Origin of the sequence: Micromonospora sp. LOL_024 (assembly GCF_048060415.1) — a bacterium.
Lineage (GTDB): Bacteria > Actinomycetota > Actinomycetes > Mycobacteriales > Micromonosporaceae > Micromonospora.
In genome coordinates, this window is the sequence record NZ_JBHMIS010000001.1 from 59,008 (window position 1) to 73,492 (window position 14,485).

At 71.6% G+C, this 14,485-nt stretch carries 13 protein-coding genes; 4 read left to right on the forward strand and 9 right to left on the reverse strand.

All coding sequences use genetic code 11. The features are described 5' to 3' along the window. Positions 1–8: 8 nt before the first annotated feature. A complete protein-coding gene (locus tag ACFHWY_RS00265) occupies positions 9–719 on the reverse strand; it encodes a hypothetical protein (RefSeq protein ID WP_416578028.1) in 711 nt (236 codons plus the stop codon). Beyond that, positions 716–3,271: an FtsK/SpoIIIE domain-containing protein gene (locus ACFHWY_RS00270; RefSeq protein ID WP_416578029.1), complete on the reverse strand. Its 2,556-nt coding sequence runs from the start codon at positions 3,269–3,271 to the stop codon at positions 716–718. Before ACFHWY_RS00270 ends, ACFHWY_RS00265 begins: the two co-directional genes overlap by 4 nt. A gap of 197 nt (positions 3,272–3,468) precedes the next feature. On the opposite strand from ACFHWY_RS00270, the gene ACFHWY_RS00275 reads away from it, so the two are divergent. Beyond that, positions 3,469–4,023 carry a hypothetical protein gene (locus tag ACFHWY_RS00275; protein WP_416578637.1) on the forward strand — a complete coding sequence of 185 codons (555 nt, stop codon included), beginning with the start codon at positions 3,469–3,471 and terminating at the stop codon, positions 4,021–4,023. A 6-nt stretch (positions 4,024–4,029) separates the two neighbouring features. Here the strand turns inward: ACFHWY_RS00275 and ACFHWY_RS00280 are convergent, their stop codons facing one another. The 7 genes from ACFHWY_RS00280 to ACFHWY_RS00310 are packed head-to-tail and all read right to left on the reverse strand — an operon-like array spanning position 4,030 to position 12,337. Further along, complete coding sequence (locus ACFHWY_RS00280; RefSeq protein WP_416578030.1) at positions 4,030–4,623, reverse strand: hypothetical protein; 594 nt, start codon at positions 4,621–4,623, stop codon at positions 4,030–4,032. A 13-nt stretch (positions 4,624–4,636) separates the two neighbouring features. Next, complete coding sequence (locus ACFHWY_RS00285; protein WP_416578031.1) at positions 4,637–5,806, reverse strand: M23 family metallopeptidase; 1,170 nt, start codon at positions 5,804–5,806, stop codon at positions 4,637–4,639. After that, a complete protein-coding gene (locus tag ACFHWY_RS00290; RefSeq protein ID WP_416578032.1) occupies positions 5,799–6,359 on the reverse strand; it encodes a hypothetical protein in 561 nt (186 codons plus the stop codon). The genes ACFHWY_RS00285 and ACFHWY_RS00290 overlap by 8 nt, the downstream gene beginning before the upstream one ends. Further along, positions 6,356–8,293, reverse strand: a complete 1,938-nt coding sequence (locus ACFHWY_RS00295; RefSeq protein WP_416578033.1) for an MFS transporter — start codon at positions 8,291–8,293, stop codon at positions 6,356–6,358. Before ACFHWY_RS00295 ends, ACFHWY_RS00290 begins: the two co-directional genes overlap by 4 nt. Before the next feature lies 1 nt (position 8,294). Further along, the gene (locus tag ACFHWY_RS00300) at positions 8,295–11,594 is read right to left on the reverse strand and encodes an ATP-binding protein (protein ID WP_416578034.1); all 3,300 of its coding nucleotides are present in this window, start codon (positions 11,592–11,594) and stop codon (positions 8,295–8,297) included. 49 nt (positions 11,595–11,643) lie between these two features. After that, positions 11,644–12,006, reverse strand: a complete 363-nt coding sequence (locus tag ACFHWY_RS00305) for a hypothetical protein (RefSeq protein WP_416578035.1) — start codon at positions 12,004–12,006, stop codon at positions 11,644–11,646. 13 nt (positions 12,007–12,019) lie between these two features. Then, complete coding sequence (locus tag ACFHWY_RS00310) at positions 12,020–12,337, reverse strand: hypothetical protein (RefSeq protein ID WP_416578036.1); 318 nt, start codon at positions 12,335–12,337, stop codon at positions 12,020–12,022. A gap of 345 nt (positions 12,338–12,682) precedes the next feature. Here ACFHWY_RS00310 and folP point away from each other — a divergent pair, with 345 nt between their 5' ends. From folP to folK, 3 genes are read left to right on the forward strand one after another with little or no spacing between them, the layout of a single operon-like run. Then, positions 12,683–13,591 carry a dihydropteroate synthase gene (gene folP, locus ACFHWY_RS00315; RefSeq protein WP_416578037.1) on the forward strand — a complete coding sequence of 303 codons (909 nt, stop codon included), beginning with the start codon at positions 12,683–12,685 and terminating at the stop codon, positions 13,589–13,591. After that, a complete protein-coding gene (folB, locus tag ACFHWY_RS00320; protein WP_416578038.1) occupies positions 13,588–13,953 on the forward strand; it encodes a dihydroneopterin aldolase in 366 nt (121 codons plus the stop codon). Before folP ends, folB begins: the two co-directional genes overlap by 4 nt. After that, the gene (gene folK / locus ACFHWY_RS00325; RefSeq protein WP_416578039.1) at positions 13,950–14,477 is read left to right on the forward strand and encodes a 2-amino-4-hydroxy-6-hydroxymethyldihydropteridine diphosphokinase; all 528 of its coding nucleotides are present in this window, start codon (positions 13,950–13,952) and stop codon (positions 14,475–14,477) included. The genes folB and folK overlap by 4 nt, the downstream gene beginning before the upstream one ends. Positions 14,478–14,485 lie beyond the last annotated feature (8 nt).

The window sequence follows — 14,485 nt, forward strand, 5'->3', positions numbered from 1 at the left end:
GCGGCCTCTCAGCCAGCCAGCATCGCCAGGACGATTCCCGCGGTGGTCGCCACCGCTGGGGCCAGACAGGCGAGCACGCCGAATCGAACGGTGCGATCCACTTGTTCCCCAGGCCTGGGCGGGAAGAACCGCCCCACCGCCCACCAACCCACGCCGGATGCCACAGCCGGCCCCGGCAGCCCCACAACCAGTGCCAGGACGGTCACGGCACCGGTGCCGGCCACCAGGAGCACCGCCACCAGCAGTAGTGGCACCAGAAGCCCGAGTGGCCCGTACACCAACAGGTTGCGCGGTCGGGCCGGCCAGTGTGCCACCCGCGACAGGCCGCGGGCGGTGAGCGTGTAGTCCGCGTTGAGAGCAAACCGCCGGGCGTCCCGCAGCGCCGACAGCACCGACCTCGGGCCACCAACCATCGAGCGCGTCGCCTCGGTCAGCTCTGGCGGCGTCGGCACCAACGAAATCGATGGTACGCCCAGCTCACGCAGCCGCGCCTGCTGCGGTGCAAGCAGAGTGCGAACCGTAGCCAGCTCCGTACGGGCGGACTGGACCGTGCGGGCCTGCTCGCTCGCGGCGGTCGCCGCACCACGGCGCACCCCGTCGAGCTGTCGGGTGGCGGCCAGGTAGTCGGCCCACGCGGCCGGCACCGGATCCTCGGAAAAGCCGGCCGTCCGCTGCCGGCCCGGGCCGGCGACCTGGGTGCGCGACTGGCTGAGGGTCATTCCGTCTTCCCCACCTCGTCGTACGGCACCAGCACCACGCCGCGCTCTCCGGGCCCGTCCCACAACACCATCCGGTCAGGCCGGGGCCGCCAATCGACCGGCCGACCGAACACCGGCGTGAGCTGCGCCCCCGGCACACCCGCCACCGCCACCGCGGTCAGCTTGTCGACCGTCTCGTCCTGCTCGATCAACGCCGAGAACGACGGCACCGTACGCCACCAACCCAACAGGTGCTGCCCGGCCGGTGGCCCGTCCCGCAGCAGCGCCCGCAGCCTGTCCGGTGGCAGCTGTTCGGGCGGCGCCACGTCCAGCCCGAAGACCACCAGGTAGGCCGGCTCGCCGGCGTCGATGACGGCGCACAGCCCGGCCAGGTCCACCGACTCGACCGGGTGTCGACCAGCCAGCTCCGCCGCCAGGGCGTCGGCGACCGGCCGCGCCTCGGCATCCGGTGCGGCGACCACGAACCGGGCCGTGCCCGGTGGATGGTGGACCGAGGTGCTGCGACCTGCCGTCGCCAGCAGCCGGCTCGCCTGTGGCCGCGGGCCGAGGACGGCGAGATTGCGGCCCGCAGCCGGTCCGAACGGCACCGCCACCGTGCTTCGTGCGACGTCCACCGCCCGCCCGAGCAGCGCGGCCGGACCCATCGCCTGCCCGGCAAGGGCCGCCCGGTAACGGGGGTCATTGCTGAGCAGCGGCCGGGCGTACCCGGCGAAGACCACCGGCGGGGTGGCGGTCTGCGGGCGGGACGCCCAGAGCCGGTGGCGTAGCCGCTCCACAGTCTCCGGCTCGTCCTGCGAGTCGGGGAACCGGACCATCCGCTCGTGGCCCCGGATCGCACCCCGGGGACCACCGAGCCCGCCCGCGGTGTTCACCACCGCGCTGCCCACCGGCAGGCCGGCCGCGGAATCGTTGGTCGGCTCCAGCACCGCACCACCGCCGGGCAGCGCGACCCGCACCGGGAACTGGCCGAGCAGCGAGTCCCGCTGCCCCCCGTCGGATCGGCTGCCCAGCGAAAGGTCACCCTCGCCGGCCAGCACCAGATGCACACCGTAGGCCCGACCGCTTCTCGTCAGCGTTTCCAGCCGGGCGGCCGCCTCGACGGCCAACCGATCCCGCTCGGCGAAGAGCATCGGCAGATTGTCCAGTACGCAGACGACCCGAGGCAGCGGGCGATGCCGGCGCAGCTCCGCGAAACGCTGCCCACCGGCCCTTTGGGCAGCGTCGGCACGCCGGTGGACCTCGTCGATCAGCTGGTCCAGGAGATCCAGTACGTACTCCCGGTCGGCGGCCATCGCGGCGGCCCGGACCTGAGGGATCCAGGTCCGGTCCCGTTCGGTCTGAAGGAACTCCGCGTAGGACTCGCCCTCGCCGAGATCCACCAGGTACAGCGACAGCTCGTCCGGTCCGTACCGGGCGGCAAGGCCGAACAACGCGGTGGACAGGAAGGCGGACCGGCAGGCCCGGGAGCGACCGCTGACCAGCCAGTGCGGTGTCAGCTCGGTGAAGCCGAGCGACACCGGCCGGCCACCGGCGTCACCAACCGTGCCGCTCAACCCGTTGGTCGCCTCCACCTGCCACAGGTCGTCCTCCGGAGACGGCAGCAGGCCCGAGAGGGACAGCCGGGTGCCGGCCTCGATCTGGGCGGCGACCCGGCGACAGACGGCGTCGACGAGGCCGGCAGGTGGATCCGGTTCGACGAGCACCGGTGAGTTCAGGCCGCCCGGCGACCCGGCGCCAGCGGTCGCGAAGGACCCGCCGGGCGGATCCCCGAGCAGCGCGTACGCCGTCCGCATCGACAGCGTCGTGGCGCGCGCCAGCCCGTCGCGGCCAGTCCTTTTCCACCCCGCGACGACCAGATGCAGTCCGGCCGCCGGCCCTCGCTCGGCGAGTGCCTCGATCCGGGCCAGATCGTCCGGCCCGGTCGGCTCCGGCAGAGCAGCCACCATCAGCAGTAGCGACCGGTCGTGCCGGCGCGGACCAGAAGGCCCCGGCACCACCCACCGCTCCGCCTCGGTCAGCAGGGCCTGGAGCCCCGCCGCGTCCGTGGCCGGTGGGGACAACAATCCGGCATCGCCGAGCGTCGCGAACGGTGCGAGCGTCTCGCCGGTCGCGTCCACCGCTCGCACAAGTAGAGACCCCGCCGGCGTCGCCGCCAGCAACCGCAGCAGCACGGCCCGGAGCAACCCGGCCACCCGCAGGTCCCGCGCATCGGAGTCCATCACGAGGTGGCCGCTGCCGAGCAGGGGAACCAGCGCGGGAAAACGGGTGTCGTCCAGCGGTGCGGCGGCGCCGACCCGGACGAACGGTGGCGGCCCCTCTCCGGCGGGGGCACTCGGCTCCACGGTGTCCAACGCGCAGCCGGCCCAACCGGGAGCAAGAACGGCCGCTGCGGCACGCAACCGCTCGGCAAGCGCGTACTGGTGCCGTTGGTCGGCCGGAGCGGGCCGGATCTCGTCGAGGACCGTCGCCGCCGCCGCAGCCGTCGCGGCGGCCCTGCGGTGCAGCGCGGCGGCGCGGAGCGTCCGTGCCTTCGGACCGCCCACCAGGTCCACCTCCTCCGCCCGAGGTCGGCACCCAATCGCCGGGCAGAGACGACGGTATCCCAGCGGAGGCCCGACGTCCGGGATGCGCGACGGCGCTGCGCCGCTCTAGTCGCGGATCTCACCGGCTGGCAGCGATCCATCACGATCGGCTGAATCTGGGCATTGGGTCCGCAGCCGCCAGCCGATAGCCTCAGGGGGTGGAATCAGTGCCGCCCTCCGCCGGTTCCCAGGTCTCCCGCGTACCGGCGCAACGGTCCCCGCCGGAGGAGGTGGCGCCGCCCGCGATCGCGCCGGCTCTGCCACCGCCCCGGCGGCGGCTGCGTACGGTGTTGACGGTGGTCGCCGGCGTGGTCGCTGCCCTCTGTCTGGGTGGCGGAGTGGTCGGATACCTCGTCTACGACCGCGCCACCACTCCAGACCGCAGCGCTCCGGCAGTGGTAGTGGACAACTACCTCCGAACGTTCCTGGTGGATCACAACGACGTTCGCGCGGAACTTTTCACCTGCGAGGGCAACACAGATTTGGAGCAGCTTCGGCTGCTCAGGAATGACCTAACGGCCCGAGAGGAGCGGTTCGAGACCACGATGTGGGTCAGCTGGGAAAGGCTGCATGTCGTTTTGGACGATGACGGCGCACAGGTGCGGGTGGACCTTACCTTTTCTGCCCAGGTGGACGGCATCAGGCAGAGCGACCGGCAGTCGTGGACGTTCAGCACACGATTGGGTGAGGACTGGCGGGTCTGTTCCGCTACGGTAAGCTAGGTCGGTTCACTCCACCCACAACAGGTGGACGGGGACCTCCAGGGTGGTCGGTGCCTGGCCGCGCCAAGCCCAGCGGTACCACTCCAACTCGGGAGCGACGCGTACGCAGATGTCGCCCTCGGTGCCCGAGTAGGTCTCGGTGACGGCACGCAGGTCGCGGTGCTCGACGGGGCCGTCCATCTGCACCACCCGCCGCCCGGTGACCGAGCCCGCCTCGAAGACGGGGGTCGGCGCCGGATGTGCGGGTGCATCCAGCGAGACGAGGCGTAGGCCGCCGTCCGGCGTAGGGGTGCTTCGCCGGCCCACCGTCTCCACCCAGACCCGCTCCACCGGGACCAGCGGTGCGAACAGCTCCACCTGCTCGGACTCGGCGCGGTACCACTCGTGTTCGGCAATGACCGGAACGTAGGTGCGGCTGTTCTGTACCACCCGATCGTCGGCGCGCAGGTCCGCCCGCCAACCGAGCCCGGGAAGCCCGACCAGTACCCGTTGCCCGCGTAGCTCGACGCGTCCGACCGCCGGGACGATCTCGATTGGCCGGGGTGGCTGCGGTGACCAGTCGGGCTGGTCGGCGAACGGGTCGGGAAGTGGCTCGGTCATGACGGCGGATCGATCACCCGGCGCCCTTCAACGGCGCACCTCTGGACCGCATGAACGGCACCGGATCGATGGCACCCCGGCTGCTACGGTCGCCATCGACGTGCACCTCGAAGTGCAGGTGCGGCCCGGAGGACTGGCCGCTGCTGCCCACCTCGCCGATCACCTCTCCAGCCTGCACGGTGTGGCCCACCGCGACCCGGGGACGACTCACCAGGTGACAGTAGCGGGTGATGACGCCCTGGGCATGCAGCACGTCGACGAACCAGCCGCAGCCACCCTTGCCCGGCCAGCCGTCCACATCGCAACTGAGCCGTCCTCGCCGGTCCGGGTCGCAGCGGGCGACCAGGACCCGGCCGGTGGCCGCGACCCGGATCAGGGTGCCCTTCGGAGCGGCGATGTCCACGCCATTGTGTCCGGGACGGCTGGCGGTCCGGAAGCCGGAGCCGACGCCGCCCGGGATCGGCGCCGTCCAGCCGGAGGCGGCGACCTCACCCGCTGCCGCGGCGTCGCACACCTGTTGGCCGGCGATGAGAGCCGTCCGGGCCGCGCCGCCGGCCAGCGCGTCGACGATGCGGGCGGCGAGCTCCTCGTGCTTGGCGTACGCGTCGGGAAAGGCACTGATCTGGACCCGCTGGGCGGCCGCGGTCAGCGGCAGCTTCTCCCAGGCGGGCACGTCGACCAGCTTCTCGTAGAACTTGCGGGACGCGTACTCGCGGTCCATCCGTTGGGCGACCGTCCCCCAGGAGGCCCGTTGCTGGAAGAGACCGACCGAGTCGTGGTCGGCACCGACGCCCTCGTTGGGAATCTCCCGCGACTCGTCGACCGTGCGGTTGGCCAGGTTGAGCAGCCGTGACTCCTGCATCGCGGTCGCCACCGCGACCACCCAACCACGTGGCGGCACCTCCATCTCCTGACCGACCTTGATGATCACTGCCGCGTTGCGTAGCTGGCGCTCGCCGTACTGCGCGAAACGTGGCATCTTGCCGGTGACGTCGACGTCGAAGTCTCCGGTGCACGTCATGCTGGCCGGAGCCAATTGTTCGGCGCCGTCTCCGCCCAGCTCGGTGAGGAAGAAGGCGCCGGCGCCTCCGGTGCAGCAGAGCAGCGCGAGCGCCGCGGTGAGCGCGGCGGTGAGCGCGCCGAGCCGGACCGGCCGGCGCCGCGGACGGCTCTCGTCACTCATCCCTGCTCCAATCCACGGCGTCCACCAGCCACCGTCCGTCCGGTGCCACCAGTTCGAGCCGGAGCTGCCCGGTGTCGAGCGGGATGAGCGCCTCCACGAGCGACTCGCCGAGCGGGCGGACGGTCGGGGTGTCCGTCACCTGACCGTTCGGAACGGCCGACTGGTCGACGCCGCTGAACTTCTCGGTGAGGGCGGCGGTCGAGAGCGGACGGAGCTCCTCGAGCCAGTCCGCCGCCGTCTGACCCGGACGGCCGAGCCAGGCGGTGACGAAGCGTTCGGCGACCAGTTCCGGGTTCGGCTCGCCCGGCCGGGTCACCGGCGAAGGTGTGGTGGTCGTCGAGATCGCACCATCGTCGCCCGTGGTGGGGTGCACGGTGGTGATCGGCTCGGGCGGGCGGCTGCTCAGTCCCGCAGTCGGGTCCGGGGGCCCGGCGACCAGCCGAGCCGCCGCGACCACGCCGAGCACCAGCACGGCGATGCCCAGGGCGATGCCCAGCCGCGATCGCAGCAGCCGGGTGACCAGGAATTCGATCGCCCGCCGCACGGCACTCACCGTGCCTCGGAGCGGACCCGGGGCGGTGCCTCCCCGGAGGAGCGCTCCGGGGATCCCGGGCGGTAGATGGCGAAGGACGGATTCTCTTCCGGTACGTCCGGCTCGATCCAGCCGGCGGGTTGGCGTCGACGCGGGCGCGGAGCGACGCGCTTGACCTCGCGGGGCTTCTGGGCGGGGTCGGGGCCGTCGGGTGTCTCCCGACTGCCCGGACCTCCCGGAATGGTGGTGGGACCAACCGTGGGCACCGGGTCCGGGCGGGCCTCCGGACGTACTCTCGGCTGTTCCGCGGCCGGTGCCCGGCGTCGTCCCAGGTGGGGTTCGGCGGTGCCGCCTGGCTCGGCGACGTCGAGCCGGGCGGCGGTGCGCATGTCCCGGAAGAAACGCCGGTGCCAGGAGCCCGCCGAGCTGACCGCCTCGCTGCTGTCCTTGCCGCCGAGCTGGGTGATCCGCCGGTAGGGGCGGAGCAGCAGCCAGCCGACCACCCCGCAGAGCCAGACCAGCACCACCTGGAGCCAGCCGGGCAGCGTCGGTGTGCTCATGATGAGGTCGACCGCGAAGAGATAGATGGCTGCGCCGGTGCCGAAGATCGCGATGTTGAAGAGCGCCGCCACCACCGCGTTGCCCAGCCGGCGCAGCCCGGCGCTGGCCGGGCGGAGCAGGCCGATCGTGCCAAGGATCGGCGCGGCGATCACCGCCCACCGGAAGATCAGGAAGCCCAGTAGCACCAGCAGCGACGCGGTCAGGTCGAACATCGCGAAGAGCAGGGCGGCGAGCACCGCGATGAAGCCGGCGCCGACCCGGTCCATGTCCCGGACGCCCTGCAGGTACTCGTAGGCTTCTGGGTCCTCCCGCTCAATCTGCGCCGCAACCGTCATCCACTGCTGCTTCTTGGCGCTGATGGTGGCCTCGCGAAGCTCTGGGCTAGTGCGAATCTTGTCCGCCTCTCCCCAGGAGAGAGACTTGGCGTCGTACAGCGCCGCGCCGTACTTCTTGGCGGTCTCGCTGTCGGCCGAGCCGAGCACGCCACGCAGCCAGTTGCGGTAGAGCATCGCCTCCGCCGCGGTGTCGCTGGCCCGGACCGCCGGCGGGCGCTTGTCCGTGCAGGCCTCCGGGTTGGGCATCGCGCAGCGATCTGGCGGGACGTCCTTGGACGCCGGACCCACCGCGTTGTGCACCACCCCGAGCGTGGAGACCAGGGCGTCGTCGGCGAGGTTGGCGGACTTGACCGGCCAGGCGGCCAGCGCGGTGACGGCCATCATCACCACCAGCGCCCACCCCGCCGTGGTCATCGCGTTGCTCATGTCAGACTGGCGTGAGCGCCACAGCAGGTAGAGTCCGACGACGCAGAGCGTGACGATGCCGAAGACGCTGAACACCTTCTGGTAGATCGCCTTGGTCGCCTGATCCACCAGCGGATCCGCCCAGCCCCACATCGTCCCCGGATCCCAGGCGCGCTCGCGCAGGGCGTTCGAGGCGCCGATGATCGCCGTGGCCATCATGAACTCGCCGTTGGCGACGGTGTTGGTGAACTTGTAGTCCGGGTGGAGCAGGGTGGTCGCGCAGCCGGTTTCGATCTTGTAGGTGCTGTAGCTGTAGCCGGCGTAGCCGTAGTCGCTGTAGTAGCCCTTCGGGCCGGGCAGCTTGGAGGCCTCGGGCCGGGACGCGAACCACCCGGCGATGCCGGAGTCCGGCGCGGTCGGCGTCGGCGGATTGAGGCAGGTCGCCTCCGACTCCGCCACCTGGTGGAGCCGGGACACGCAGGCGCGGAAGTCAACCTGCCACTCCTGGGTGGTGCACAGGTCAGCGGCGGCCTGGTACGCGGCCGGTGCCCCGTACGCCGGTGCGACGGTCAGCCCGGGCCAGCTGACCGTGGCGGCGGCGAGGACGCCGAGCGCCAGCAGGAGCCCCGTGATCCGTGACCGGGCCCTCACCATGTCACGCCTCCAGGTCGGGCAGCACGGTCGGCAGCACCCCTGCGGCGGCGGCGATGGCGGCGGGGGTGGTGTCGAGGTAGTCCAGTAGTCCATCCACGTAGGAAACGTCGACCCGGACCTTCTGTACCCGGCCGTCGACATCGCGCATCACGAACTCCCGGAAACCGAGCCGGTGCGCGGAGGCGGCGTCGGCGGCGGAGAGCGAGGCGAGGGTGGCCTCGTAGCCGTCGTCGACCGGTACCCGCAGCAGGCGAAGCGCCTCGGCGGCGATTTCGGCGTCCTCGGCGATCCGGCCGACGAAGACGGTGGAGACGAGGTTCTGGACGTCGAGGCCGAGAATGTCACGGGGGTTCTGCGAGGCGACCAGCGCGGCGAGGTTCCACTTGCGGGAGTCGCGGGCGAGCCGAACAAGAAACGAGCGGCCGGAGCGCCATCCTTCCATGAAGTGCGCCTCGTCCAGGCCGACGAGTTTGCGGGACGACATCGAGCCGCCGTAACAGCGCCGCACCGCCAGCCGGTGCGCGGTGTGCAGCATCGGCAGGGCGAGCGCCTCCTCGGCCGACCAGTACTCGCGCTCGATCTTGAGGTCGGGCAGCCGCAGACCTGCCATGGTGATGACGGTGAGCGCTGCGTCCGCGCCGAGTAGCCCCTCCGGTGGGCGGCCGAAGAAGAGCATCGCCAGCGGCATCTCTGCGGTGTCCAGCAGCAGGTTGGCCAGTTCCCGGCCCGCGTCGTCGTCGAGCTGCCCGAGGCAGGCGACCACGTCGTCCAGGGTGGAGGCCTCCTCGGCGGGCACCTGGCGTACGGCGTGCCGGAAGAGAGTGGCGGTGGAGGCTTCGCGGGCCACCTGCGGCGGCACCAGCATCATGCAGATGTCCTGTACCAGCATCCGCCGCTCGGCGCGGGCGTTGGACACCGCGATCTCGAACTCCCGGTCGCCGGTGGCACCGACGCCGAACTCGCTGCGCAGCGGCGTCGGGATCAGCGAGTACGGCGCCAGTGTGCCCTGTTCGGAGCCGGTCAGGTTCAGCACGCGGGCGTACGGACGCAGCTCCGGCATCTCGCAGAGTCGGGCCAGGGGACCGGAGGGATCGAGCAGGGTCACCTGTACGCCCCGGCGGGCGGCCAGGTAGCCCAGCGCGCCGAGCAGGGTCGACTTGCCGCCGCCCGGCTCGGCCACGAAGACGGCCAGGCCGGAGCGTTCACGGATCTCCATCGGGAAGTGCAGGTCGAGGAAGACCGGCCGGCGGCAGGTACCGGCGGTGCGCCCGATCAGGTCGCCGCGCCGGTCGCCGACCGTGGACGCGGCCTGCGGTAGCGCCGCCGCGAGCAGGGGAACCGGCATCCGCCTGACGTATCCGGTGTTGGCGATCGGTTCGCCGGGGATGAACTCGCGGGCCAGCCAGTCCTGGTTCTTCGGATGTTGGAGCGAGATGCGCAACTCCCGGGAGTAGAGCTGGATCAGCCTGCGGGCCCGTTCCAGACACTCCTCCCGGGTACGCCCGCCCACCGCGATCCGGTGCCACCCGTGCGCGCGGGCGGAGTCGACCGGCAGCCCGGTGGTCATTTCGTCGCCGATCACCAGGGCGCGCTTGGCCAGGCGTTCCAGCTCCGGTGGGGCGTCAATGCCGTGCTCCGCGTAGTCGAGTTGCTGCGAACGGATCATCCGGAGGCGGTGTTCGAGGTTGCGGAAGGAGTCACCGGAGCCGAGGACGTCGACCCGGGTGGAGAGCTCCATCGGCCACGGCAGGCGCTCGTGGAAGTGCAGCCACGGCTCGTGCCGCTCGGGAATCTCCAGCGGCTCCATCCGGCCCACGGCGAGTACCGCGACGTGCCGTTCCTCGCCGGTCATCCGGTTCACCAGTTTGACGGTCGAGCCGTACGGGGTGCGGTAGCGCTCCACCTGTTCGGTGAGAGCGAGCAGGTCGCCGCGTTCCCAACGGCCGTCGGTGATGGGTGACAGCGTGCCGGGCGGTGCCATGCAGAGTGCCACCGACCGGTAGAGCAGCCATTCGAGCTCCTGTGCGGTGACCCGGCGTCCGCGCATGCCGAACGCGCCCAGCACCTCGTCGAACTGCTCGACGGTACGGCCGAGCCGGCGTCGCTCGCCGTCGGCGACGCCCCGACCGAAGGTGCGCAGCAGCCGCTCGGTGAGCGAGTCGCCGAGCGAGCGACGGGCGAAGGTGACCCCGAGGTAGGTCTGACCCTCGGCGTGGTTGACCGAGAGCAGGTGGCGTTGCGCGGAAACCAGGTGGTCGGCCCAGCCGGGTGTACCGGGTACGTCGGGCAGGGGCGCGGTGGTGTTGGTGTCGATGGTGCGGGCCCACTCGTCGGCCGGGAAGGGCCGGGTGGTGCGGCGCAGGTGCAGCCGGAAGCCGGCCAGTCCGGCGTACTGCTCGGAGATGGCCGCGAGTAGGGCTTCGCGTTCTGCGTCCGGTCGGAACGCCCAGCGCACCTCGGGTAGCCAGTACCAGGCGGTGACCGTGTTGGGGGTGAAGGTCAGGTGCCCGGCGATCTCGGTGACGGCCAGCTCGACCGAAGGGTCCCGGTCGCCGAACTTGATCTTAGGTGGGTGGACCCGGACCGGCTTGATCGGCCGGTCGCGGTGGTCGACCGAACGCTGTCGGGGGGCCGAGGTGGTGCGGGTGGCAGGTGGCGCTGCCCAGTGTGACGTCCGGGTGGCCGTGGCGGCGGGCTGCGCCACGTCGCGGCTGGGAGGCTCGTTGCGGGTCGGGCGTCCGTCACGGGCGGGGCGGTCGTCGGCCGGCGGTCGGGCGTTAGGCAGCCGGTCTCCGGGCGGAGACGGCCGTGCCGTGGCCGGTGGCCGGTCGGTGGTCGTCGCGTCGTCGACCGGGCTGCTCGGCGGCGCGGCCGGTATGGGGCTGGACGGTGGCGCCGGCGATGGGGACAGCGCCGGTCGGTGGGCCACCGGTGCGGGCCCGGCGGGTCTGGGCGCGGCGGGAACCGCCTGTTGCGGTACGGCACTTGCCGGGAGCGCGGTGCCGCGCTGGGCCGTCCCGGGCCTGGGGTACGCACCGCCGAACAGGTCGAGGAAGGGCGAGTCGATGTCGGCGCCGTCGCGGGTTGTCGGCGCGGGCTCGGCCGGAATCGCCCGGCGCTGCGGTGGCCGTGGGGACTGGAAGACACCGACACCACCGTGACCCGCGGTGGCGGCGAGCGCCGGATCCAGCGTGGCGTCGTCGAGTTCACCGGCTTCGGGGTAGTCAAACGAACGCGCACGGTTACCGTGTGGAGCGGCAGAGTGCCCGGCCGGGGATCCCGGCGTGGAGGAGCGGCTCATGCGATCGTCCTGCCCGTGTCCTCGTTCGGCCCGTACGGCGTGCAGCCGGTCATGCCAGTTCCTCCCGGATCCTGATCCTGCTGCCGACCAGGCGTGGATCGCGCTGCTCGGCGGCCGGCTCCCGGGTGCGTCGCCAGTCGGTCAGCGCGGTACGGATCACCATGCGCGCCGGACGGTCCGGGTCGACGTACCGGAAGACGAACGAGGTGGACACGATGGCGAGGGCGATCTCCCAGGCGGGAAAGAGCTCGACCTGCAACGTGAACAGCCAGTGGATGAACATGTAGAGGGGAACGAGCAGGATGAACAACCCGTACTGGGCGTACGGGAGGTGGACCGGAAGGGTGTAGCCGGGCGGCCCGAGATAGACCAGGCGGGCCCGGTAGATGTCGTCGTCGGTGCGCAGCCGCATCTCGTGCCCGCGCCTACTGGAAGATCAGGTTGATCAGGAAGTCACCGATGAAGAAGAGGGTGGCGGCTCCGGCGATGAAGGCCAGCCCGACGATCGCGATGGCGGAACTGGTCAGCACCTTGGAAATTTCGCCACGGCTGGCCCGGCCGATGAAGATGACGCCCAGCACGGCGAGCAGGATCGGAGCGATCTTGCTGGCGAAGAAGGTGACGACGCCCTCGGTGTTGATCCCCTTCGGCTCTTCGGCCGCGAGCGGGATCGACGATGCCATGGTGGAGAGCAGGTGGGCGGCGTTGGTTGACGCCGCTTCCATCAGCTCGATGGCGATCACTGGAACCTCCCCAAGTCGCGGCCGGCGGCGCCGCGGTGGTGCAGTAGGCAAGCCTTGCGGGATTGGTGCTCAGGCTGCGCGGCGTTCGAGACCCTGCGTGTGTCGCTCGCCACGGAGGGTGGCGATTTTTGGGCGGGTTGTCCCTCTTTGGCCCTCCCTTAACCGCGTCGCCATCTCGATGCTGGGCAATTTCACAGCGTACGGGCCGCCCCCCTTTGCGACAAGCCGCGAAGAGTCTGCCCGATCTGACCCGGACGACCGATCGTACGACTGTTCCAATTCGCATGTCAGGCCCTCGACCCCGGGCTGCTGAGGACGGTCGAGGAGACCGGTACGGTCCTAGTCGTGACCGATCTGGTACGGGCCTCGGCCCCGGTGGTGATGGGCGTCCTGAACGTCACGCCCGACTCGTTCTCCGACGGCGGACGCTACGCCGACGTCGAGGCCGCTGTCGCACACGGCGTCCGGTTGCGGGCCGACGGAGCCGCGTTGGTTGATGTCGGTGGCGAATCGACCCGACCCGGCGCCGACCGGATCGCCGCGGAGACCGAAGCCGCCCGGGTGGTGCCGGTCATCCGGGAACTGGCCGCGGCCGGCGTGCCGGTCAGCATCGACACCACCCGAGCGCGCGTCGCGCGGGTGGCCCTCGACGCCGGGGCGGTGGTCGTCAACGACGTCTCCGGCGGCCTCGCCGACCCGGACATGGCCCGGGTTGTCCGCGACGCCGACTGCCCCTGGGTGCTGATGCACTGGCGCGGCCACTCCCGACGGATGACCGAGCTGGCCGACTACGGCGACGTTGTCGCCGACGTACGCGCCGAGCTCGGCCAGCGGGTGGACGCCGCGCTCGGCGCCGGGGTCGCCCCGGATCGCATCATCGTCGACCCGGGCCTCGGCTTCGCCAAGACAGCGGCGCACAACTGGCAACTCGGCGCCCGGCTGCCTGAGCTGCTAGACCTGGGTCTTCCACTGCTCTTCGGCGCCAGCCGCAAGTCATATCTGGGGCTGCTGCTGGCCGGTCCCGGCGGCACGCCACGTCCCACCCGCGAGCGGGAGACGGCCACTGTGGCCACCAGCCTGCTCGCGGTCGCCGCCGGTGCCTGGGGCGTCCGGGTGCACGACGTACGCGCCACCGTCGACGCGCTCGCCGTCTGGCGGGCCACCGGCCGTCCCAGCCTCGGCACCGGGTCGAACCGGACCGCCGCTGCCTCCGGCGGCGAGCACCGCGGTACCGACCAGGAGGCCCGGCGGTGACCGACCGGATCGAGCTAACCGGCCTGCGGGCGTACGGCCGGCACGGGGTGTACGACTTCGAACGGGCCCGTGGGCAGGACTTCGTCGTCGACGCGGTGCTGGAACTGGACCTCGCACCGGCGGCCCGCTCCGACGACGTGGCGGACACCGTGCACTACGGGGAGCTGGCCGAGCGCCTGGTCGCGGTGGTGACCGGTGAACCGGTCGATCTGATCGAGACCCTCGCCGACCGGTTGATCGAGGTCTGCCTGGCCGATCCACGGGTCAGCGGCGCGACGGTCACGGTGCACAAGCCCGAGGCGCCCGTACCGCACTCCTTCACCGACGTGGCCGTGACGATGCGCCGGGCGCGTGCCCGATGACCCGGGCCGTGCTCTCCCTCGGCAGCAACCTCGGTGACCGGCTCGATCATCTGCGTACCGCCCTGGCCACGCTCGGCGATGCCGTCCTGGTGGTCTCCGGGGTCTACGAGACCCCACCGTGGGGCGAATCCGATCAGCCGGCGTACCTGAACGCGGTGCTGCTGGCCGTGGATCCGATCGCCGGACCGTACGACTGGCTGGCGCGGGCGAGGGCGGCGGAGCGTGCGGCCGGCCGCGTCCGAGACCCGCGACGGCGCTTCGGCCCCCGCACGCTCGACGTCGATGTCATCGCGGTCTGGACCGACGACGACCGGCCGGTGCTCAGTGACGACCCCGAACTGACCCTGCCGCATCCCCGGGCGCATCTCCGGGCCTTCGTGCTCCGGCCGTGGATCGACATCCAGCCGTACGCCCAACTGCCCGGACAGGGCTGGCTGACCGACCTGCTGACCTCGGGGCCGGCCGCCGTGCAGGTGTCGGAAATGAGCCCTCGTCCCGATCTGCCGTTAGAGTCGAAGCCATGAACGAGCGC